Source organism: Pseudomonas bubulae (assembly GCF_037023725.1).
GTDB lineage: Bacteria > Pseudomonadota > Gammaproteobacteria > Pseudomonadales > Pseudomonadaceae > Aquipseudomonas > Aquipseudomonas bubulae.
The window spans coordinates 2205251-2228058 of record NZ_CP146077.1; the positions used below are offsets into that span (position 1 = coordinate 2205251).

Below are 22808 nucleotides of genomic sequence, written 5' to 3' on the forward strand. Positions count from 1 at the left end.
GAATATGAGTGCAGGTAAGGCTTTTTTGATTTTGCACGGCAAGCAGGCGCTCAACGAAGACGTGCGCGCTGCCGTTGAGCAGCAGCGGGCGGCGGGGTGGGAACTGGCGGTGCGGCTGACCTGGGAGGCCGGGGATGCGCAGCGTCTGGTATGCGAGGCGCTGGAGGGCGGCTACACCCGGCTGATTGCCGGTGGCGGCGATGGCACTTTGCGTGATATTTGCGAGGCGATGGCACTGGCCGATACCGAGGCCAGTCTGGTGCTGTTGCCGTTGGGCACCGCCAATGACTTTGCCCGGGCGGCCGGTGTGTCCCTGGAGCCCGCTCAAGCCCTGGCCTTGCTCGATGTGCCAGCCTGTCCCATCGATCTGGGTGAAGTCGACGGCCAGTTGTTTTTGAACATGGCCACCGGTGGCTTTGGTAGCCAGGTCACGGCCAATACCTCCGAAGACCTGAAAAAGGTACTGGGCGGCGCGGCCTATCTGTTTACCGGGCTGTCGCGCTTTACTGAGCTGCACGCGGCCTATGCCGAGCTACAGGGGCCGGACTTTCACTGGCAAGGCGAGTTGCTGGCGCTGGGCATCGGTAACGGTCGTCAGGCCGGGGGCGGGCAAGTCCTGTGCCCTGAGGCGCTGGTCGATGATGGCATGCTGGATATCAGCATTTTGCCTGCACCCACGGAAATCGTCGGCACGCTCAAAAGCCTGATGACCGAAGGCTGGGGGCTGGATAACCTGTTTGTCCGCGCGCGTTTGCCCTGGGTCGAGATCAAGGCCGCCGAAGGGCTGGCGATCAACCTCGATGGTGAGCCGCTTGCGGGCGATGCGATGCGCTTTGCCGTGCGCAAGGGCGCTTTGAAGGTCCACTTACCCCAGGGGTCGCCTTTGCTGGGCCAGTCAGAACTGCGGGTTGGTTGATAGCTAAACGATATCAAGGTCCTGGGAATCCGGCCGATAAGGTCAGGCATCAAGTACCTACCCCAGGAGTTACTCATGGCCGGCATTCTCGACACGGTAGACCAGCGCACTCAACTGGTCGGTGAAAACCGACTGGAACTTCTCATGTTTCGTCTGGCCGGCAGGCAGTTGTTCGCGATCAACGTGTTCAAGGTGCAAGAAGTCCTGCAATTGCCAAAACTGACCTTGATGCCGCACCGCCATCCCCATGTGTGCGGCGTGGTCAACCTGCGCGGTAAAACCCTGCCGGTGATCGACCTGTCCCAGGCCATCGGCATGCGTGCGCTGGTGCCGGGCCCGGACAGCACCATTATCGTCACCGAGTACAACCGCTCGGTGCAGGCCTTCCTGGTGGGTGGGGTTGACCGTATCGTCAATATGAACTGGGAGGCCATCCTGCCTCCGCCCGCCAGTGCCGGGCGCAGTCATTACCTGACGGCCATCAGTAAGGTCGAGGAGCAATTGGTCGAGATCATCGACGTGGAAAAAGTTCTTGCCGAAATCGTGCCGTACAACGCCAAAGTCTCGCGCGAGAAGCTTGCCGATCCGATCTTCGAGCAAGTGCGCGGGCGTGAAGTGCTGCTGGTCGACGATTCCAGTGTAGCGCTGGCGCAACTGCGTGAAACGCTTTCGCAACTGGGGGTCAAGATGCATATTGCCAGCGATGGTTTGAAGGCGCTGAACATGCTCAAGGGCTGGGCCGATACCGGGCAGGTAATGACCGACAAGTTGCTGATGATCTTCACCGATGCCGAAATGCCGGAAATGGACGGTTACCGGTTGACCACTGAAATCCGTAATGACCCGCGTTTGCGCGCGCTGTATGTGGTGTTGCATACCTCGTTGTCCGGCAGCTTTAACGAGTCGATGGTGAAAAAGGTCGGGTGCGACAATTTTCTGTCCAAATTCCAGCCGGACAAGCTGGTGGATGTCGTACGCCAGCGCCTGATACTGGACCAACAACCTGCTTGAAGTCCCGCACCTTTGCATCAGTGATCGGCTCGTATACTGTGGCTTTTTTAACCCCGCAGGGAGCTGAGTCATGCTGCGTCTAAGCGCGCTTTATCGTTTTCCACTTAAATCCGGCAAAGGTGAAAGCTTGCCTCTGGCCACGCTGGACAAGCTGGGGCTGGTGGGCGATCGACGCTGGATGTTGGTGGATGAAGCCAGCGGGCGGTTTCTGACCCAGCGTGCCGACCCCAAAATGAGTCAGCTGTCTGCGCTGTGGAATGTCGCCGGTGGCTTGACCTTGAATGCCGAAGGGTTCGAGGCACTGGAGGTCGCAGTGCCGGATGCCGACACCGACCTGCGTGGCGTGACGATATGGCGCGACACCTTGCGTGTACCGGATGCAGGGGATGCTGCTGCTGACTGGCTAAGCCGCTTTGTAGAAAAGCCGGTGCGGCTGGTGCATGTGCCACTGCAAAGGGCGCGCACCACGGAGTCGGGCTACGGCCGGGATGATGACCAGGTTGCGTTCGCCGATGGTTATCCGCTTTTGCTGATTGGCCAGGCATCGCTGGATGATATTTCGCACAAGATCGGCCGTCCGATGGACATGTTGCGTTTTCGCCCCAACCTGGTGATCGAAGGCAGCGAAGCCTTTGCCGAAGACGGCTGGAAGCGTATCCGCATCGGCGATGTCGAGTTCCGCGTGGTCAAGTCCTGCTCGCGCTGCATCCTCACTACTGTTGATCCGCATACAGGGGTGCGTGATGAACAGCGCGAACCGCTGGCGACCCTGATGACCTACCGCAAGCAGGAAAACGGCACCATGTTCGGTCAGAACCTGGTTAACGAGGGTAATGGCGTTCTGGAAGTCGGCATGCCGGTAACAATCCTGGAGTAGCCAAGCCCTGTAGCAGCTGCCTCGTTCCTTCGGCAGCTGCTACAGGCTACCTGTCACTGATCATCAAAATAGCGCTCATGCCAGTCCACTACAGGCTGTGGCGCATTGAGCTTTTGCCCGTAGATCACCGAATAAGACAACACGTTCTGCACGTACTGGCGGGTTTCGTCGAACGGGATGCTCTCGATCCACACGTCGAAGCCCAGGTGGTTGGCACCCTTGAGCCACTGGCGCACACGACCCGGCCCGGCGTTGTAAGCCGCTGAAGCCAGCACCCGGTTGCCGTTGAACTGGCCATGCACCTGGCTCAGGTAAGCGGCACCCAGCTGGATGTTCTTGTCGGGGTTAAGCACTTGCTGCGGCGAGGCCAGCGGGATGCTGAATTTTCGTGCGGTCTCTTTGGCGGTGGCGGGCATCAACTGCATCAGGCCGCTGGCGCCAACGCCGGAGCGGGCGTCATCCATAAAGGCACTTTCCTGACGGGTGATGGCGAATACCCAGCTGGAGTGCAAGCCGCGGAGTTTGGCTTCGCGCACCAGAGTATCGCGGTGGGCCATCGGGAAGCGAATGTCCAGGTCATCCCAGTACTGGGCCTGGCTGATGGTGCGGATAGCCGGGAAATACCACTTGAGGTCGTAAGCCAGCTTGGCCTGGGCGACCATTTCGTCACGGCTGAACAGGCGACTGACGTAATACCACTCACGACGACCATCGACCACCTGGCCGCGGTCATGGAATTCAAGTGCGCGCTGCACGCCTGGCGTATTGCGCACTTTTTTGATCAGTTGCGGGCTGAGCACCAGCGGCCGGTTGTTGAGTTGATAAGGGGTTTGCGCCCGGTCAGCGGCCAGGAACCCGTAGAAATCACGTTCGTTGGCGACTTTTTTGAACAGGACCTGAGCTTGCGGGTTTTTGGGTTCGGCCAGTTCAAGGCTGCGGGCCTGCCAGTAGCGCCAGCGGCTGGTGGTTGCCAAGTCTTGTGGGAGTTTGCGGGTGAGCTGGTAGGCATCTTCCCAGCGGCCCAGACGCAGCAGCAGACGCAGGCGCCATTCGGTAACGGTATTGTCCCGCAGTTCGGGGTCGTATTGGGTCATGATGTCCAGGCCGCGACTGTCGTAGCGGCGGGCGAACGTCAGGCCGATTTCCCGGGCGATGGCGACTTTTTCATCGCGGGAAAAATGCATGTTGGTGGCGTAGGTGTCGAGCAGGGACGCGGCTTTTTCCGGGTCCTGACGTGCCAGGCGGCGCAGGCCCAGGCCTACGGCGTCAGACATGGCCTCGCTGGCCGGGGCAAAACGTGACGGCTGGCTGAGCATGTCGGGTTTTTGCGCCACGTCAATCATCAGCCGGGCTTGTGGGCCAAGCGTATTGAGGCCGTTGGCGAGTTGCGTGGCCAGGGCGTAATTACGTGCTTCAGCGGCCAGTTTGACCCGCTGCCAGCGTTTTTGCTCGGTCAACTGGCCTGCCGCGGCCCATTGGCTGAACAGGGCATCGCAGGCGGCCGGTTGCGCCTTGCCGACCATCCAGAGTTTTTCTGCGCTGGCATAACCCTCGGCCTTGCGGTTGTGTTGCAACTCATATTGGCCGTTGAGGCAGTCCAGCTCGGTGAAGTTGAGCTTGGGGTCGTAGTACTTTGCGAAAGTGGCCCAGTCGCCACGGTCTGCCAGCCAGCGCAGCCAGCGCAGTTTCATCCAGTTGGCTTGCGGCAGGTCGCCATGTGCGGCGAGAAACTGTTCGATTTCTGTGTTGCTTGCGGACTTCAGGCGTGCGGTCAACTCGTCATAGGCCAGGTACGGCGTAAGCGGGTAGCTGCGCAAGGCTGCGGAATTTTGAAAGTAAGGGCCGGAATCGCCTTTGGCCAGGGCGCGCTTGGCCTGGTCGTAGAGCTGGCGTTGTTGGGTCAGGTCTGCGCCATGGGCGGCTTGCACGGCGCAGCTGGTGAGAAGCAGGCAGGATAAAAAGTTGAAGAGACGACTGCGCATGAGGCTTCCGTACTGATAAAAAACGTGACGAGCGCAGGCCGAACCTGCACTGATTATTTCGTAGCTTAGCCTTTTGCCAGCGACGCGTGAACGTCTTGGCGGCCAACCATAGCAACTTGGCACTAAATGAAGGCAAGACGGCACCGTACAAGAAATACCCGGCCGCCCGGGGGTTCAAATCAGGTAGAATGCGCGCCCAGTTTTTGGAGAAGCTCATGACCCTGCTCAAATTCAGCGATGTGTCCCTTGCTTTCGGCTCTATGCCGTTGTTGGACAAGGTGTCCTGGCAGATCGCCCGTGGAGAGCGGGTGTGCATCATCGGCCGCAACGGTACCGGCAAGTCCAGCATGATGAAGCTGGTTAAAGGTGATCAAAAACCCGATGACGGCTCTGTTTGGCGCGCGCCCGGCCTCAAGATTGGCGAATTGCCGCAAGAGTTGCCGGTTGCCGACGAGCGGACTGTATTCGACGTTGTGGCCGAAGGCCTGGACGGTGTTGGCGAGTTACTGGCCCAGTACCATCACTTGAGCCAGAACATCGTCACCGATGCTGACCTGGACAAGCTGATGCACGTCCAGCAAGACCTCGAAGCCCGTGATGGCTGGCGCTTGCAGCAATTGGTGGACAGCACCCTGAGCCGTCTGCAATTGCCTGCCGACAAAACCCTGGCCGAATTGTCCGGCGGCTGGCGTCGTCGCGTCCTGCTTGCACAGGCTCTGGTTTCCGAACCGGACCTGCTGCTGCTCGACGAACCGACCAACCACCTGGATATCGGCGCAATCGCGTGGCTGGAAGAGGCCCTCAAGGACTTCCAGGGCGCGGTTCTGTTTATTACCCATGACCGTTCATTCCTGCAGAACCTGGCCACCCGGATTCTGGAGCTGGACCGTGGCGGCCTGATCGACTGGAATGGCGACTACGCCAGTTTCCTGGTGCACAAGGAAGCCACCCTGGCCGCGGAAGAAACCGCCAATGCGCTGTTCGACAAGCGTCTGGCTCAGGAAGAAGTCTGGATCCGCCAGGGCATCAAGGCCCGTCGCACCCGTAACGAAGGCCGCGTGCGCGCCCTGAAAGAACTGCGCGTAGAGCGCAGCGAACGTCGCGAGCGTACCGGCAAGGCGAATATCCAGCTGGACACGGCAGACAAGTCCGGCAAGCAAGTGATGGTGCTGGAAAACGTCAGCTTTGCTCACCCGGGTGGTCCGTTCCTGCTCAAGGACTTCTCGATGGTGCTGCAGCGCGGCGACCGTATCGGCCTGCTGGGTGCCAACGGTACCGGTAAAACCACGTTGCTCAAGCTGATGCTGGGCGGCCTGGTGCCAACCGAAGGTACGGTTGAAGAGGGCACGCGTATCGACGTGGCTTACTTCGATCAGCTGCGCCATCAGTTGGATCTGGAAAAAACCGTGATCGACAACGTGGCCGAAGGCCGCGACTTTATCGATATCGACGGCCAGAGCCGTCACGTGCTCAGCTACCTGGGTGACTTCCTGTTCAGCCCTCAGCGTGCCCGCACGCCGGTCAAGGCGCTGTCGGGTGGTGAGCGTGCGCGTCTGTTGCTGGCCAAGCTGTTCAGCAAGCCGGCCAACCTGCTGGTGCTCGATGAGCCGACCAACGACCTCGACGTTGAAACCCTGGAGCTGCTTGAGGAGGTGCTGCTGACCTTCAAGGGCACTGTGCTGATGGTCAGTCACGACCGGGCATTCCTCGATAACGTGGTGACCAGCACCCTGGTTTTCCAGGGCGAAGGCAAGGTTCGCGAGTACGTGGGCGGTTATCAGGACTGGCTGCGTCAGGGCGGTTCACCGCGCCTGCTGGGCGTGACCGAGAGCAAGTCGGGCAAAGCCGACCTCAACTCGGCCGTGGTCGAGGCTGCACCGGCACCTGTGGCTGCTCAGCCTGCTCCTGCGGCGAAAAAGAAACTCAGCTACAAGCTGCAGCGTGAGCTGGAAGCCCTGCCGGCCGATATCGACGCCAAGGAACAGGCCATTGCTGCGGTTGAAGCAGAAATGGCTGACGCTGGTTTCTATCAACTGCCTGCGGCCAAAACCGCGGAAGTGATTGCCAAGCTTGAAACATTGCAAGCCGAGCTTGAGCAGCTGGTTGAGCGCTGGGCAGAGCTGGATGCCTGATTGACCCCGTGCTGAACTGAAAAAGCCCGGCCCTTTTATAAGGGGCCGGGCTTTTTTGTGGTTGCTGCAGATAAACTCAGTCAGGTTTTTTCAGGCTGACCGCCAGCACGTCGCACGGTGCACCATGCAGTACGTCGTTGGCGGTCGAGCCCAGCAGCAGGGCGAGGCCGTGGCGGCCGTGGCTGCCAACCACGATCAGGTCGCAGTTTTGCGCTTTGGCCAGGGCATGGATTTCCTGGCGCGGCTGGCCGTAGTTCAGGTGGCAGTAGTCCTTGTGCAGCTGCGGGTATTTGGCGATCAGGCGTTCAAGGCGTTCCTTGGCCTGGTCGAATTGTTGCTGCTGCAGTTGCGAGAGATCCATTGGCACATCGCCGCCGAACGCCATCGCCATCGGTTCGACGATATGGATCAGTGACAATTTGGCGCCGTTGGCCTTGGCGCTTTCACTGGCGCGGTTGATCACGGGGTCACATTCGTCGGTCAGGTCGACGGCGACCAGGATATGTTCGTAGGGCATGTGGGGTGCTCCTGTAGATGGCGATTAATTATGAGTATGGCCCTTTTCCAGAGCCTTGGTTCAAGTCTGGGTCATGCGTTTATCAAGCAGTGAGAGTACAGATATGACGGTATGGATAGTGGTGTCAATCCTGGCACTGGTTCTGAGTCCCCTGGCGTGGTTGCGCCCGTCCCGGGGGCAAAGTGGTCGGATGGACCTGCGCATGGAGGCGCGGCGCATGGGGTTGTCCATGCAGCTGGCGCCTCAGGAGTGGCCGCACTGGCTTGAGCCGCAACCGCCCGGTTCCTGCGCGCAGTACCACCGTCCGCGCCGCAGTACTAAACCTGATGTTTGGTGCTATTGGCAATCGGCACCGGGAAAATGGCTCAATCGCTGGCAGGAAGAATGCGAGGACGAGCGCCTGCTGGCGCAGTTTCGCAAGCTGCCAGCCAATGTCTACAAGGTTGAGGCCGATAAACAAATGATTGTGCTGGTCTGGGGCGAGAAGGGCGAGGCCCAGGTGCTCAAGGCCATTGACGAGGTGCTCAAGGCGCTGGCATGACCCTTGTGGGGGCGGGCTTGCCCGCGATGGAATCGGCGGGGTGTGGCAGACAAACCGCGGCGTCTGAATCCCGAGCAAGCCCGCTCCCACACTTTTCACCTGCAAGGCGCCGCAATGGTTTCGGGCGCTCATAGCGCAGGTGTCTAAACTGACTGCCGGGTCGTTTTGTCATCATTGTTTTGGACAATTGACAATCGATCGCTTTTCCGTGAAGGTGTCGACACCCAAATCAAACGGGCGTATGAATTGAGTGTTTGTCGTGTCAGACGATGCTTGTTCAATCCCGATTATCGCGTTGGCGGGTGTGCCTGGCGGATTGGCAACAGCATTGACGCAAAGGTCAGTGACAGCCAGACGCTAGCTTCTGACGTGTACTGTTCAGCTTCCATATCCTGGAGATCAGTTGATGATTTACGAAGGTAAAGCCATCACGGTTACGGCTCTTGAAAGTGGCATCGTCGAACTCAAGTTCGACCTCAAGGGTGAGTCCGTCAACAAGTTCAACCGTCTAACCCTGAACGAATTGCGTCAGGCAGTAGATGCGATCAAGGCAGATGCTTCGGTCAAGGGTGTCATCGTTTCCAGCGGTAAAGACGTGTTTATCGTCGGCGCCGACATCACCGAATTCGTTGAAAACTTCAAATTGCCGGATGCCGAGCTGATTGCCGGCAACCTGGAAGCCAACAGAATCTTCAGCGATTTCGAAGACCTCAACGTACCTACCGTCGCGGCCATCAATGGCATCGCGTTGGGCGGCGGTCTGGAAATGTGCCTGGCAGCCGACTTCCGGGTCATGGCTGACAGCGCCAAGATCGGCCTGCCGGAAGTCAAGCTGGGTATCTACCCGGGCTTTGGCGGCACCGTGCGTCTGCCACGCCTGATCGGCGTTGATAACGCGGTTGAATGGATTGCTTCGGGCAAGGAAAACCGCGCAGAAGACGCTCTGAAAGTAGGTGTCGTTGATGCTGTGGTCACCGCTGACAAGCTGGGCGCAGCTGCCCTGGACCTGATCAAGCGCGCCATCAGTGGTGAGCTGGACTACAAGGCCAAGCGTCAGCCGAAGCTGGAAAAGCTCAAGCTCAACGCAATCGAACAAATGATGGCGTTCGAAACCGCGAAAGGTTTCGTGGCTGGCCAGGCCGGCCCGAACTACCCGGCCCCGGTTGAAGCGATCAAGACCATCCAGAAAGCCGCGAACTTCGGTCGTGACAAGGCGCTGGAAGTGGAAGCTGCAGGTTTTGCCAAACTGGCCAAGACCTCCGCTTCAAACTGCCTGATCGGCCTGTTCCTGAACGATCAGGAACTGAAGAAAAAAGCCAAGATCTACGACAAAATCGCCAAAGACGTGAAGCAGGCCGCCGTTCTGGGTGCAGGCATCATGGGTGGCGGTATTGCCTATCAGTCGGCCTCCAAAGGCACGCCGATCCTGATGAAGGACATCAACGAACACGGCATCGAGCAAGGGCTGGCTGAAGCCGCCAAGTTGCTGGTGGGTCGCGTTGATAAAGGTCGCATGACTCCGGCGAAAATGGCCGAAGTACTGAACGGTATTCGTCCTACTCTGTCCTACGGCGATTTCGGCAACGTCGACCTGGTGGTCGAAGCGGTAGTCGAGAACCCGAAGGTCAAGCAAGCGGTACTGGCGGAGGTGGAAAACCATGTTCGCGAAGACGCCATCCTGGCTTCCAACACTTCGACCATTTCCATCAGCCTGCTGGCCAAGGCCCTCAAGCGTCCGGAAAATTTCGTCGGCATGCACTTCTTCAACCCGGTGCACATGATGCCGCTGGTTGAAGTGATTCGTGGCGAGAAGTCCAGCGACCTGGCTGTTGCCACCACCGTTGCCTACGCCAAGAAAATGGGCAAGAACCCGATCGTGGTCAACGACTGCCCGGGCTTTTTGGTCAACCGCGTATTGTTCCCGTACTTCGGCGGTTTTGCCCGTCTGGTCAGTGCCGGTGTCGACTTTGTGCGCATCGACAAAGTAATGGAAAAATTCGGCTGGCCAATGGGCCCGGCGTACCTGATGGACGTGGTCGGCATCGACACCGGCCACCACGGTCGCGACGTGATGGCTGAAGGCTTCCCGGACCGCATGAAAGACGACCGCCGCTCGGCGATCGACGCCCTGTACGAGGCCAAGCGCCTGGGTCAGAAAAACGGCAAGGGCTTCTATGCCTACGAGGCTGACAAAAAGGGCAAGCAGAAGAAAGTCGTTGATTCCAGCGTACTTGAAGTGCTCAAGCCAATTGTTTACGAGCAGCGCGACGTGACTGACGAGGACATCATCAACTGGATGATGATTCCGTTGTGTCTGGAAACCGTACGCTGCCTGGAAGACGGCATCGTTGAAACCGCAGCCGAGGCCGATATGGGTCTGGTCTACGGTATTGGCTTCCCGCTGTTCCGTGGCGGCGCACTGCGCTACATCGATTCGATCGGTGTTGCAGAGTTCGTGGCCCTGGCCGATCAGTACGCTGAACTGGGCGCGCTGTACCACCCGACTGCGAAGCTGCGTGAGATGGCCAAGAACGGCCAGAGCTTCTTCGGTTAAGCGCCCCATTAGAGTGAGAGTGAAATTATGAGCTTGAATCCTAGAGACGTGGTGATTGTAGACTTCGGTCGCACCCCGATGGGCCGCTCCAAGGGTGGCATGCACCGCAACACCCGTGCTGAAGACATGTCTGCGCACCTGATCAGCAAAGTGCTGGAGCGCAACAACAAGGTTGACCCGAGCGAAGTGGAAGACGTGATCTGGGGCTGTGTGAACCAGACCCTGGAGCAGGGCTGGAACATCGCGCGCATGGCGTCGCTGATGACCCAGATCCCGCACACCAGCGCTGCACAGACCGTAAGCCGCCTGTGCGGCTCGTCCATGAGCGCCCTGCACACGGCTGCGCAAGCGATCATGACCGGCAACGGTGACGTTTTCGTGGTTGGCGGCGTCGAGCATATGGGCCACGTGAGCATGATGCACGGCGTTGACCCTAACCCGCACATGTCGCTGTACGCAGCGAAAGCCTCGGGCATGATGGGTTTGACCGCTGAAATGCTGGGCAAGATGCACGGCATCACCCGCGAACAGCAGGACGCATTTGCAGTGCGCTCGCACCAGTTGGCGCACAAGGCGACGATTGAAGGCAAGTTCAAAGACGAAATCATCCCGATGCAGGGATATGACGAAAACGGCTTCCTGAAGATTTTCGACTACGATGAAACTATTCGTCCAGATACCACCCTGGAAAGCCTGGCGGCGTTGAAACCTGCTTTCAACCCTAAAGGCGGTACAGTGACTGCGGGCACGTCGTCGCAGATCACCGATGGTGCTTCGTGCATGATCGTGATGTCGGCTCAGCGTGCAAAAGACCTGGGCCTGGAGCCTTTGGCCGTTATCCGCTCCATGGCCGTTGCCGGTGTGGATCCTGCGATCATGGGCTATGGTCCAGTACCGGCTACGCAAAAAGCGTTGAAGCGTGCGGGCTTGAATATGGCTGATATCGACTTCATCGAGCTTAACGAAGCTTTCGCTGCACAGGCCCTGCCAGTGCTGAAAGATTTGAAAGTGCTCGACAAGATGAATGAGAAGGTTAACCTGCACGGCGGTGCCATCGCTCTGGGTCACCCGTTTGGATGTTCGGGCGCTCGTATCTCTGGCACTTTGCTCAATGTAATGAAGCAAAATGGCGGCACCTTCGGGTTGTCCACTATGTGCATTGGTCTTGGCCAGGGCATTTCCACCGTCTTCGAACGCGTCTAAGCGTTGCGATGATGGAAGCCGGGGCCTTGTGCCCCGGTTTTTGTTTTTAAGCGTTTTTATTTTTTTATTTTGCAGAGGGGCCGCAACATGCCGCTACAACCCGGGCTCTATCAACATTACAAAGGCCCTCAATATCGGGTATTCAGTGTGGCTCGCCACTCCGAAACCGAAGAGGATGTAGTGTTCTACCAAGCCCTGTATGGCGATTACGGCTTTTGGGTGCGCCCGCTGAGCATGTTCCTGGAGTCAGTCATTGTCGAGGGCGAACAGGTCCCGCGCTTTGCCCTGATTCAGGCCGAACCCAGCGTTTTTTCCCGGCCATAAGGCATGGTCGCGCAGAACCCTGTGCTTGACCTCACCTTGTAGCCACTATATATAGCGGTGCCGCGTCAGGCGCGAACCGCCTTTCACTTCTAGAATTCAGGAATTTTCTGATCCATGGGCAAATCGCTGGTCATTGTGGAATCCCCGGCTAAGGCCAAGACCATCAACAAGTACTTGGGTAACGAGTACGTGGTGAAGTCGAGTATCGGCCATATCCGAGACCTGCCCACCAGCGGTTCGGCTAGCGCCAGCAAAGAACCTGCTGCCAAGCGTGGTAAGGCTGCGGCCGGCGAGGCGCCGGCCCTGTCGCCAAAAGAGAAAGCTCAAAAGCAGCTGATCTCGCGCATGGGCGTCGATCCGGAACATGGCTGGAAAGCCAAGTACGAGATCCTCCCGGGCAAGGAAAAGGTCATCGAAGAGCTGCGCCGGCTCGCCAAGGATGCTGACACCATCTATCTCGCAACCGACTTGGATCGCGAGGGGGAAGCCATTGCCTGGCACCTGCGCGAAGCCATCGGGGGTGATGACAGCCGCTACAAGCGCGTGGTGTTCAACGAAATCACCAAAAAGGCGATTCAGGAAGCTTTTTCCAAGCCGGGTGAACTGGATATCAACCGGGTCAACGCCCAGCAGGCACGCCGTTTTCTCGACCGTGTAGTGGGTTACATGGTTTCGCCGCTGCTGTGGGCCAAGGTTGCCCGTGGCCTGTCGGCAGGCCGTGTGCAATCGGTGGCGGTGAAGCTGGTGGTGGAGCGTGAGCGCGAAATTCGTGCGTTCAACCCCGAAGAATACTGGGAAATTCACGCTGACCTTGGCACCGCCAAGGGTGCCAAAGTGCGCTTCGACGTTGCCCGCGAAAAAGGCGAGGCGTTCAAGCCGCTGAACGAAACCCAGGCCATGGCTGCCCTGGAGAAGCTCAAGGCTTCCAGCTACAGCATCGTCAAGCGTGAAGACAAACCGACCAGCAGCAAGCCGTCGGCGCCGTTTATCACGTCCACCCTGCAGCAGGCAGCGAGCAATCGCCTGGGCTACGGGGTGAAGAAAACCATGATGATGGCCCAGCGCTTGTATGAAGCGGGCTACATCACGTACATGCGTACCGACTCCACCAACCTGTCGGCCGATGCGGTCGAAATGGCACGCACCTACATTGAAGGCGAGTTCGGCGCGGACTACCTGCCGCCGGCAGCCAACGTGTACAGCAGCAAGGAAGGCGCACAGGAGGCTCACGAAGCGATTCGTCCTTCCGACGTCAACATGCACCCGAGCAAGCTGACGGGCATGGAGCGCGACGCTGAGCGCCTTTACGAGCTGATCTGGCGCCAATTCGTGGCATGCCAGATGCTGCCGGCCAAATACCTGTCGACCACCGTCACTGTGGCGGCCGGTGATTTTGAGCTGCGTGCTAAAGGTCGCATCCTCAAATTCGACGGTTACACCCGTGTGATGCCGCAAATTGCCAAGCCGGGCGACGACGATGTGCTGCCGGACATGGCCCAGGGCGATAAGCTCAAGTTGATCGAGCTTGATCCGAGCCAGCACTTCACCAAGCCACCTGCGCGTTACTCCGAGGCCAGCCTGGTAAAAGAGATGGAAAAGCGTGGCATCGGTCGTCCTTCGACCTATGCAGCGATCATCTCGACCATTCAGGATCGGGGGTACGTGGCGTTGCATAACCGCCGTTTCTACTCCGAAAAAATGGGCGATATCGTTACCGAGCGCCTGTCTGAAAGCTTCTCCGACCTGATGGACTACGGTTTTACCGCCGGCATGGAAGAGAACCTCGATGACGTTGCGCAAGGTGAGCGCGACTGGAAAAACGTGCTGGACGAGTTTTACGGCGACTTCAAGAAGAAGCTTGAAGTTGCTGCTGCGCCGGAAGGTGGCATGCGCGCCAACCAGCCAGTCATGACAGATATTCCGTGCAAGGAATGTGGTCGTCCGATGCAGATTCGTACGGCATCGACCGGCGTATTCCTGGGTTGCTCGGGCTACAGCCTGCCGCCGAAAGAACGCTGCAAGGCCACGGTCAACCTGGTGCCGGGCGATGAAATTGCCGCCGACGACGAAGGTGAATCCGAGTCGCTGGTACTGCTGGGCAAGCACCGTTGCCCGATTTGCAGCACGGCCATGGACGCTTACCTGCTGGACGAGAAGCACAAACTGCATATCTGCGGTAACAACCCGGATTGCGTTGGCTACGAGATCGAGGAAGGCAACTACCGGATCAAGGGCTACGAAGGGCCGAGCCTTGAATGCGACAAGTGCGGCAGCGAGATGCAGCTCAAAACCGGTCGTTTCGGCAAGTTCTTCGGCTGTACCAATGCCGAATGCAAAAACACCCGCAAACTGCTGAAAAGCGGTGAAGCGGCGCCGCCGAAAATGGATCCGGTGAAGATGCCGGAGCTCAAGTGCGAGAAGGTCAACGACACGTATATCCTGCGTGACGGCGCTTCGGGGTTGTTCCTGGCGGCCAGCCAGTTCCCCAAGAACCGCGAGACCCGAGCGCCGCTGGTGATTGAAATCATTCCGCACAAGGACGAGATCGATCCCAAGTACCATTTCCTGTGTGAAGCACCGAAGAAAGACCCGGATGGTCGCCCGGCGGTGATTCGCTACAGTCGCAAAACCAAAGAGCAGTACGTACAGACCGAAGTGGATGGCAAGCCGACTGGCTGGCGTGCGTTCTACGATGGCAAGAGCTGGAAGGTTGAAGACAAGCGTAAAGACAAAGACGCCTGATCCGAGCTGATAGCTGAATAAAAAACCGCGCAAGGGCTGCATGCCTTGCGCGGTTTTTTTTTGCCGGTTCCGGGCGTGGTTGTCGCCGCTGGAGCACTTTTTGTGGGAGCGGGCTTGCTCGCGATGGCATCGACACGGTATGACTGGAACACCTCAGCGCCTGCATCGCGAGCAAGCCCGCTCCCACACGTGACGTTAGGGAGCGTGGGCCTTGCGCCAGCACGCCCTGATCCCTGAGACTGCACGACCTGCCTTTACCCATCCGCTGTGGAGCGCCCGCATGGCTCACGAACTCTATACCCGCACCAATCAGAAGATCTATTTCGCCGGTCTGGCCCTGGAGGCCATGAACAAGGCGAGCGAAGGTCGGGCCATGAATGCCCAGGCGCTGGTTCAGGCCGAGCGCGAGGCGGCGGTATTCCATTTATATGGTGCCTTGCTAGGCCTGTGTCATGAAATTGCAGGCTTTTATCGCCTGTCACAAGCCAGCGCACCACGGGTTGAGTTGTTGCTCACCCGGCAGGTGCTGGACGAGAAAGCCATCCCTGAACTGGCAGAGCTGGTCGAGCTGGCTTGCGCGCCGCAAACCTGGCTGGCGCAGCTGATGGCCACCCATGCAGCGCTGTATCAGCCGCTGCAGGCGCCGAAAAAGGTCAAGGCAGATGTATTCCAGCCTTTGATCGATACGGTCAGCCTGGAGGACGAGGCGCCACATGAGCTAAGCCGCGAAACCATGGAAGAGTGGCGCCAGAATCTCAAGGCGCTGGCCATTCGGTTCCGTGATGGACTCAATGAGTGCTGAGGGTCATAAGCGAAACGGTACAGTCATTCATCAGTCTGTAGTACAAAGCGCACAGATCCTGGGAATTTCCCATAGGATGGCTGATATACTCCCACGCTTTCGTGGAGAACAAATTTATATGCCAACGTCCTTTCTAGAAATTGTCGAGTTGCCAGACGGCCGCATCGAGTTGCGCCGTGCTGAGGACGAAGGGTCTTTGGTCACGCTGAATTTTTCTGAAGATGCCAAGGCTTTTCTTCAGGGTCAGCACGTAGAGGTGGCCAAGGCCATGCTCAGCGTCGGCGTGCAAATGGCGGGTCGGCTGGCAGAAGGCGAGCTGGAAAAAGACGACGGGCCGCGCATTCTTCATTAATCGCCCCGCAACCCTGTGCCGCAGCCAGGCAAGTGCATTCTGCACTGGCCCTGTGGCAGCGTTGCTTGTTTAGCCCAGGCGAATATTCAGGCTTTGCCCGTGACCGGTACGGGCTGCGCTGATCAACTGTTGGCGTGCAGCGCTGTTCAGCGGGTTGATCCAGCTGACAACGGTGTGGCTGCGGCCCAGGCGTAGCGCTTCGCAGGTGAGCTGCAACGCGCTTTTATTGCCATTGGGCTGCAGCAGCAAAATTCGCTCGCGGTTCAGCCCTGCATCGCGCAGCCAGCTTTGGGTCAGGCTGGCCGGTGGTGCGATAAGGGTCAACCAGCGGGCGTTTTGCTGCTCGCTCAGTTCGCGCAGCATGGGGGCAAGCAGGTTCAGGCAGTTTCCGGCAGCACCGCGTAGCGACAGCTCACTGAAGACTTCAGGTTCGGCGCTCCAGGGTGATTCGAGCACGTCCTTGATCGCAGGGGCCATGGGCTGTGCCATGAACGCCTCGAACAGGGTCAGTTGTGCGGGCAGCGGTGTGTGGGGGAACTGCATAACGCCTCCTATTAGCGGCGAATAACGCCGACGCTCAGGCCTTCAATAACCAGTTCCTGCTCCTTGAGATTGACTTCAATAGGGGCAAAATCCGGATTTTCAGCGATAAGCCAGACTTTGCTGCCTTCACGCTTGAAGCGTTTTACGGTCACTTCGTCGTCGATGCGGGCTACCACGATCTGGCCGTTGCGCGCTTCGCGGCAGGTATGCACAGCCAGCAGGTCGCCATCGAAGATGCCGACGTCCTTCATGCTCATGCCCTGTACGCGCAGCAAGTAATCAGCTCGCGGATGGAAGAAGGTCGGGTTGATGTTGCAGGACTCTTCAACGTGTTCCTGCGCCAGGATCGGCGCACCGGCAGCAACCCGGCCGATAATGGGCAGGGTGGATTCGTCAGCCTTGGCTTCGAAGCCGGGAATGCGAATGCCTCGTGAAGCGCCAGGGGTCATCTCGATGGCACCCTTGCGGGCCAGGGCCTTGAGGTGCTCTTCGGCAGCGTTGGGTGACTTGAAGCCCAGTTCCTGTGCGATCTCGGCACGGGTGGGCGGGTATCCGTTGTCATCCAGGCATCGCTTGATGAAAGCCAGGATCTCAGCTTGGCGTGGCGTCAGTTTTAACATGATGATCGCTCTGTCTTTTTATACAGTGACTGGGATTATATACAGTGAAGGCGTATTGGCAATCATCCATTTCCGGCAGTCCGCTGGACGGTCGTCGATAAGCGCTGTGGTCCGTACCTTATCAGTTGGGGCCGGGCTGGCCGAGGCTGTGGTTAAATGCGAAACCGACCGGTCGCAAAACGAATAGGTCATCTTGACTTTTGACTGGCTGAAACGTATGTTTCAAACAAGTGTTTAAATGTTTGTCAGGCGGAGTAGTCATGGCCCAGTCGGAAACCGTTGAACGTATCCTTGATGCTGCCGAGCAGCTGTTCGCGGAAAAAGGGTTTGCTGAAACTTCATTGCGGCTGATTACCAGCAAGGCCGGGGTCAATCTGGCGGCGGTCAATTACCATTTTGGTTCAAAGAAAGCGCTGATCCAGGCGGTGTTCTCACGCTTCCTGGGGCCTTTCTGCGCCAACCTGGACCGTGAGCTGGAGCGCCGTCAGGGCAAGCCGGAGAATCGCCCGACTCTTGAGGAGTTGCTGGAGATGCTGGTCGAGCAGGCGCTGGTGATTCAGCCACGCAGTGGCAACGACCTGTCGATCTTCATGCGTTTGCTGGGTCTGGCCTTCAGCCAGAGCCAGGGCCACTTGCGCCGCTATCTTGAAGACATGTACGGCAAGGTGTTCCGCCGCTATATGCTGCTGGTCAATGAAGCGGCTCCGCAGATCCCGCCCATCGAACTGTTCTGGCGCGTGCATTTCATGCTCGGCGCGGCGGCCTTCAGCATGTCGGGGATCAAGGCGCTGCGTGCCATTGCCGAGACCGATTTTGGCGTTAACACCTCGATCGAGCAGGTGATGCGCCTGATGGTGCCGTTTCTCGCCGCCGGCATGCGTGCCCAGAGCGGCGTCAGCGATCCGGCCATGGCCAGTGCGCAGATGCGTCCTCGCAGTAAAACTGCACCGGTCAGCGTCAAGGTTTGACCCGCTGCGGGTGGGCGCGGCAGCTTTGATCCGCTAAGCTAGCTGTCATGCCCAGCCCTGTCTTGTTCCCGTCTGCCAATTCGCCGCCGCCTCTCTGGAGTGCGGTGCGCAGGCCCGTGCCTGCGTATCCGGACCGGTTAACAAGCGCTCTCTCTTTCTAAAGGATTTCCCATGAGTTCTGCCTTGCAAGGCTCCTTGATGGTGGACGTCGCCGGTACCTGGCTGACGGCTGAAGACCGGCAATTGCTGCGCCAGCCTGAAGTGGGCGGATTGATCATATTTGCACGCAATATCGAGCACCCGCGCCAGGTGCGTGAGTTGAGTGCTTCTATTCGGGCCATACGACCGGACCTGCTGCTGGCGGTCGATCAGGAAGGCGGCCGCGTGCAGCGCCTGCGTCAGGGCTTTGTGCGCCTGCCTGCCATGCGCGCCATTGCCGACAACCCCAATGCCGAGTACCTGGCCGAGCAATGTGGCTGGATCATGGCCACTGAAGTGCTGGCGGTGGGGCTGGACTTGAGCTTTGCCCCGGTTCTGGACCTGGACTATCAGCGCAGTGCTGTGGTCGGCAGCCGCTCGTTCGAGGGTGACCCCGAGCGCGCCGCTGTATTGGCCGGGGCATTCATTCGCGGGATGAACGACGCGGGCATGGCTGCCACCGGTAAGCACTTTCCGGGGCACGGGTGGGCTGAAGCTGACTCTCATGTAGCCATCCCTACGGATGAGCGCAGCCTGGAGCAGATCCGTGCCCATGACCTGGTGCCGTTTGCCCGTTTGAGCAAGCAACTGGCGGCGGTCATGCCGGCCCATGTGATCTATCCGCAAGTCGACAGCCAACCCGCAGGTTTTTCCCGGCGCTGGCTGCAGGACATCCTGCGCGGTGAACTGCAATTTGATGGTGTTATTTTCAGTGACGACCTGTCGATGGCTGGTGCTCATGTGGTGGGTGATGCCGCCAGTCGTATCGAGGCCGCCTTGTCGGCCGGTTGCGACATGGGCCTGGTGTGCAACGACCGCGCCGCGGCAGAGCTGGCACTCAGTGCTGCGCAGCGCTTGAAAGTTACGCCATCGCCACGGATTGCGCGCATGCGTGGCCAGGCCTGGGCCAGTACCGATTATCGCCAGAGCCCGCGCTGGCTGGTGGCGATGGGCGCACTCAAAGATGCTCAATTAATTGATTAAGGGATCTGCCTCAATGACGGTTTACGCAATTATCGGCGGTACGGGCCTTACCCAGCTGGAAGGGCTGACCATCAGCCGCGCGCTGGCGCTGGACACGCCCTACGGGCCGACCTCGGCAGATATCCAGATCGGTGAGTTTGGCGGCCGCGAAGTGTTGTTCCTGGCCCGTCACGGCCATCCGCACCGGGTGCCTCCGCATCAGGTCAACTACCGCGCCAACCTGTGGGCGCTGAAGCAGGCCGGGGCCGAAGCGATTCTCGCGGTAAATGCCGTGGGCGGGATTCATATGGCGATGGGCACCGGGCATTTTTGTGTGCCTCATCAGTTGATCGACTACACCAGTGGCCGCGAGCATACTTTTTTTGCCGGTGATCTGGAGCAGGTGACCCATATCGACTTCAGCTATCCCTACACCGAATCGTTGCGCGAGCAATTGATTGGCGCATTGGCGGCCGAGGGCTGCTCCTACAGCAGTCATGGTGTTTATGCCGCTACTCAGGGCCCGCGTCTTGAGACCGTGGCAGAAATCGCCCGTCTTGAACGTGACGGTTGCGACATCGTGGGCATGACCGGCATGCCGGAAGCGGCACTGGCCCGCGAGCTGGAACTGGATTACGCGTGCCTGGCGCTGGTGGTCAACCCGGCAGCGGGCAAGTCGACAGCGATTATCACCATGGCCGAAATCGAGCAGGCGCTGCATGAGGGTATGGGCAAGGTAAAAGCGACGTTGGCGCGGGTGCTGGCGGGCTAATCAAGTCCGTAGCAGCCGCCGAACCCAGCCTCGCGGAGCTCGGCAGCTGCTACAGAATCAAGCCGCAAGTTGCGTCAATTTTCAGCGCTTTTCAGTTTTAGGCGGCAACGGCGCAAACAATGCGTCGATGTCGTCATCCTGCAGTTTCCAGTCCCCTGCGACGCGTCCGTCCAGTACGCCTGCCGCCAAATCTGACTTTTCCTGCTGCAAATGCTGGATTTTTTCTTCCACAGTGCCGCGGGCAATCATTTTGTACACAAACACCGGTTTTTCCTGGCCTATACGATAGGCGCGGTCAGTGGCCTGGTTTTCTGCCGCCGGGTTCCACCAAGGGTCGTAGTGAATCACCGTGTCGGCCTCGGTAAGGTTCAGGCCTACACCACCCGCCTTGAGGCTAATCAGAAAAATCTGCAGCTTGCCGCTCTGGAAGTCCTTGACCGGTGTACGTCGGTCCCGGGTTTGCCCGGTGAGGATGGCGTAGGGCACCTTGCGCTTTTTCAGCTCGGCCTCGATCAGCCCCAGCATCGAAGTGAACTGGGAAAACAGCAGGATGCGTCGGCCTTCGGCAAACAGCTCTTCGAGCATCAGCATCAGGCTGTCGAGCTTGCCCGAGGTGCTGCCTTTTTTCGGCGGGGTGTCGCTGACCAAGCGCAGGTCGCAACATACCTGGCGCAGTTTGAGCAGCGCTTCGAGGATAATTATCTGGCTGCGTCCCACGCCCTTGCGGGTGATTTCGTCGCGGACTTTTTTGTCCATCGCCAGGCGCATGGTTTCGTACACGTCGCGCTGGGCTTCGTTGAGGTCCACCCAGTGGATGATTTCGGTCTTGGGCGGCAGTTCGGTAGCGACCTGCTCCTTGGTGCGGCGCAGCAGAAACGGTTTGATTCGCGCATTGAGATGCTGCAGGCGCTCGTTGCTGCCCTGGCGTTCAATGGGCACCCGGTAGTCGCGATTGAAAGTCTTGACGTCGCCCAGCCAGCCGGGCAGCAGGAAGTGGAACAGTGACCACAGCTCACCCAGGTGGTTCTCCAGCGGGGTACCACTCAGGCACAGGCGCTGGCGGGCAACCAGCTCGCAGGCGGCCTGGGTGGCCTTGCTGCCGGGGTTCTTGATGTACTGTGCTTCGTCCAGCACCAGCAGGTGCAGCGGCAGTTTTGCCAGATGCTCGATGTCCTTGGGCAGCAAGGCGTAGGTGGTCAGGATCACGTCGTAGTCGTTGAGGTGCGCGAAATATTTTTTGCGCGTGGCACCATACAGCGCCAGTACCTTGAGCTGCGGCGTAAAGTGCGCCGCTTCGTCGAGCCAGTTGGGGATCAGGCTGGTGGGCATCACAATCATGGCCGGGCGATCAAGGCGGCCGGCATTTTTTTCGCACAAGATATGCGCCAGGGTCTGCAGGGTTTTGCCCAGGCCCATGTCATCGGCCAGCACGCCGCCCACTTCCAGCTGACGCAATGACTGCATCCAGCTCAGGCCTTCGAGCTGATAGGGGCGCAGGTTGGCATTGAGCCCTTCGGGGGCTTCGACGCTGAAGTTCTTGATATCTCGCAGGCGCTGGGCGAAGCCGCGAATCTGCTCACCGCCTTCCCAGCGCAGGGGGAGTGCATCCAGGGCGTTGAGCCGCGGCGCGTCAGCACTTTTGATCCGCAGAGAAGTGGCGTCCGGCTCGCCCAGATAAAACTCGTCCAGAGTGGCCAGTACCGGTTTCAGCCGCCCGTACGGCAGCGCAACCTGCAGCGGACCATGGCCGCTGGCAGGGTTGGCCGGAATATTCACCAGGATCAGTTCGTCGTCCCTGCGCCGGGCGAGTTTTTCCGGGTTGAGGATGTCGCTGTGGGAGCGCATCAGGTTGAGCAGTATCGGCAGCAGGCTCAGGTGCTGGCCGTTGACGATAATCCCCAGCTCCAGGTCAAACCAGTCGCGCTCCGGGGCTTCGTCGACAGTGGCATACCAGTCTTCTACCGGGGTCAGGTCAAAGCCGAAACCTTCATCGATCTGCAACTCCCAGCCCTTTTCGGCCAGGCCTTGCAACTGGTTGAGGGTGAAATTCAGCCAGGCACTGTCATTGACCAGCTCAAACAGCTCGCCGGCGCTTTCCGGTAGTGCCTTGCTCTGGCGCGTGGCAATTTTAAAGCCCAGGCTGCGCAGTTGCTCGCGGTAAAGGTTTTCGACCTCGGGCTTGCGCTTGATGCGCAGGGTTTGCTGTTCCTGGCGCAGCAGGATGTCAGCGTTTTTTTGCCCGCTCACGTACTGGTCCAGGTAGTTGAACGACAGGGCGGCGCGGTGCTGGATATAGCGCTGCATTTTGCCGTTGCGCGGCTCGAAAGCGCTGAATTCGGCACTGGCCAGCCACAGTCGCGGTACTGGCTGGACGTCCTCGACCAGCTGTTCTGGCAGATTGTTGGGGCGACGTGAGTCGAGTACGGCCTGGAGTTTTTCCAGAAGCTCGGCATCCTGAGCAGCGGCGGGGTAGTTCAAGGTTTCTTCAATCTTCAGTAAGACGGCTGCGGTGTGCTTGCAATTAACCCGCACCGGGCAGGTACAGTGGGCGCTGACCAGCAGCAAGGTGCTTTTGGCCGACTCACGCAACTGAATGGTCTGTCGGTAGATGTTTTCGCCAGAGCCCTGACAGCTGGCAGTGATCAGCTTGTCGCCGATCTGGGCGATCCTGACCCGATTTTCCTTGGCGTAGCGGCGGCCACGCTCAAGGCTTTGTTCCTTGAAGCGACTGACCCAGCTTGGTGCCAGCGGCTGGGTCAGTCGGTCGGTGGGGTTCAGGGGCATGGGTTTT

19 protein-coding genes are annotated in these 22808 nt (G+C 59.0%); 14 read left to right on the forward strand and 5 right to left on the reverse strand.

Annotation, left to right across the window (positions count from 1 at the left end; all coding sequences use genetic code 11):
- Positions 1-4: 4 nt before the first annotated feature.
- The 3 genes from yegS to V6L81_RS10325 all read left to right on the forward strand — a co-directional run bounded on the left by yegS (position 5) and on the right by V6L81_RS10325 (position 2804).
- A complete protein-coding gene (gene yegS / locus V6L81_RS10315) occupies positions 5-916 on the forward strand; it encodes a lipid kinase YegS (RefSeq protein ID WP_338660663.1) in 912 nt (303 codons plus the stop codon).
- Positions 917-991: 75 nt separating this feature from the next.
- A complete protein-coding gene (locus tag V6L81_RS10320; RefSeq protein WP_095019373.1) occupies positions 992-1927 on the forward strand; it encodes a chemotaxis protein CheV in 936 nt (311 codons plus the stop codon).
- Positions 1928-1997: 70 nt separating this feature from the next.
- On the forward strand, positions 1998-2804 hold the full coding sequence (locus V6L81_RS10325; RefSeq protein WP_095002217.1) for an MOSC domain-containing protein: 807 nt from the start codon (positions 1998-2000) through the stop codon (positions 2802-2804).
- A 53-nt stretch (positions 2805-2857) separates the two neighbouring features.
- On the opposite strand, the gene V6L81_RS10330 is transcribed toward V6L81_RS10325, so the two are convergent.
- On the reverse strand, positions 2858-4786 hold the full coding sequence (locus tag V6L81_RS10330) for a transglycosylase SLT domain-containing protein (RefSeq protein ID WP_095019371.1): 1929 nt from the start codon (positions 4784-4786) through the stop codon (positions 2858-2860).
- Between the two features lie 215 nt (positions 4787-5001).
- Here V6L81_RS10330 and V6L81_RS10335 point away from each other — a divergent pair, with 215 nt between their 5' ends.
- Complete coding sequence (locus V6L81_RS10335; RefSeq protein WP_016780043.1) at positions 5002-6918, forward strand: ATP-binding cassette domain-containing protein; 1917 nt, start codon at positions 5002-5004, stop codon at positions 6916-6918.
- 76 nt (positions 6919-6994) lie between these two features.
- Here V6L81_RS10335 and V6L81_RS10340 read toward each other — a convergent pair whose 3' ends face one another.
- On the reverse strand, positions 6995-7435 hold the full coding sequence (locus V6L81_RS10340; RefSeq protein ID WP_016780044.1) for a universal stress protein: 441 nt from the start codon (positions 7433-7435) through the stop codon (positions 6995-6997).
- Positions 7436-7538: 103 nt separating this feature from the next.
- Between V6L81_RS10340 and V6L81_RS10345 the strand changes: the two genes are divergently transcribed.
- From V6L81_RS10345 to V6L81_RS10375, 7 genes are all read left to right on the forward strand, one after another.
- On the forward strand, positions 7539-7976 hold the full coding sequence (locus V6L81_RS10345; RefSeq protein ID WP_088379313.1) for a hypothetical protein: 438 nt from the start codon (positions 7539-7541) through the stop codon (positions 7974-7976).
- A 406-nt stretch (positions 7977-8382) separates the two neighbouring features.
- On the forward strand, positions 8383-10530 hold the full coding sequence (gene fadB / locus V6L81_RS10350; protein ID WP_095025145.1) for a fatty acid oxidation complex subunit alpha FadB: 2148 nt from the start codon (positions 8383-8385) through the stop codon (positions 10528-10530).
- Positions 10531-10557: 27 nt separating this feature from the next.
- Complete coding sequence (gene fadA, locus V6L81_RS10355; protein ID WP_095002214.1) at positions 10558-11733, forward strand: acetyl-CoA C-acyltransferase FadA; 1176 nt, start codon at positions 10558-10560, stop codon at positions 11731-11733.
- 87 nt (positions 11734-11820) lie between these two features.
- Positions 11821-12057 (forward strand): DUF1653 domain-containing protein, encoded by a 237-nt coding sequence (locus tag V6L81_RS10360; protein WP_095002213.1) that lies wholly within the window; start codon positions 11821-11823, stop codon positions 12055-12057.
- A 114-nt stretch (positions 12058-12171) separates the two neighbouring features.
- Positions 12172-14799, forward strand: coding sequence for a type I DNA topoisomerase (topA, locus tag V6L81_RS10365; RefSeq protein WP_095019369.1), 2628 nt, complete (start codon positions 12172-12174; stop codon positions 14797-14799).
- 280 nt (positions 14800-15079) lie between these two features.
- A complete protein-coding gene (locus V6L81_RS10370; protein ID WP_095023994.1) occupies positions 15080-15601 on the forward strand; it encodes a DUF6586 family protein in 522 nt (173 codons plus the stop codon).
- Positions 15602-15719: 118 nt separating this feature from the next.
- Entirely contained in the window at positions 15720-15953 is a 234-nt protein-coding gene (locus tag V6L81_RS10375; protein WP_003446620.1) for a hypothetical protein, read from the forward strand.
- Between the two features lie 69 nt (positions 15954-16022).
- Here V6L81_RS10375 and sulA read toward each other — a convergent pair whose 3' ends face one another.
- Complete coding sequence (gene sulA / locus V6L81_RS10380; protein WP_095002210.1) at positions 16023-16496, reverse strand: SOS-induced cell division inhibitor SulA; 474 nt, start codon at positions 16494-16496, stop codon at positions 16023-16025.
- 11 nt (positions 16497-16507) lie between these two features.
- The gene (gene lexA, locus V6L81_RS10385; protein ID WP_029611310.1) at positions 16508-17116 is read right to left on the reverse strand and encodes a transcriptional repressor LexA; all 609 of its coding nucleotides are present in this window, start codon (positions 17114-17116) and stop codon (positions 16508-16510) included.
- 260 nt (positions 17117-17376) lie between these two features.
- On the opposite strand from lexA, the gene V6L81_RS10390 reads away from it, so the two are divergent.
- The 3 genes from V6L81_RS10390 to V6L81_RS10400 all read left to right on the forward strand — a co-directional run bounded on the left by V6L81_RS10390 (position 17377) and on the right by V6L81_RS10400 (position 20017).
- Positions 17377-18084 carry a TetR/AcrR family transcriptional regulator gene (locus V6L81_RS10390; RefSeq protein ID WP_095002208.1) on the forward strand — a complete coding sequence of 236 codons (708 nt, stop codon included), beginning with the start codon at positions 17377-17379 and terminating at the stop codon, positions 18082-18084.
- Positions 18085-18267: 183 nt separating this feature from the next.
- The gene (gene nagZ / locus V6L81_RS10395; RefSeq protein ID WP_169916728.1) at positions 18268-19266 is read left to right on the forward strand and encodes a beta-N-acetylhexosaminidase; all 999 of its coding nucleotides are present in this window, start codon (positions 18268-18270) and stop codon (positions 19264-19266) included.
- A 13-nt stretch (positions 19267-19279) separates the two neighbouring features.
- Positions 19280-20017 (forward strand): S-methyl-5'-thioinosine phosphorylase, encoded by a 738-nt coding sequence (locus tag V6L81_RS10400; protein WP_095002206.1) that lies wholly within the window; start codon positions 19280-19282, stop codon positions 20015-20017.
- Between the two features lie 81 nt (positions 20018-20098).
- Here the strand turns inward: V6L81_RS10400 and V6L81_RS10405 are convergent, their stop codons facing one another.
- Complete coding sequence (locus tag V6L81_RS10405; protein ID WP_133144898.1) at positions 20099-22801, reverse strand: DEAD/DEAH box helicase; 2703 nt, start codon at positions 22799-22801, stop codon at positions 20099-20101.
- Positions 22802-22808: the final 7 nt, after the last annotated feature.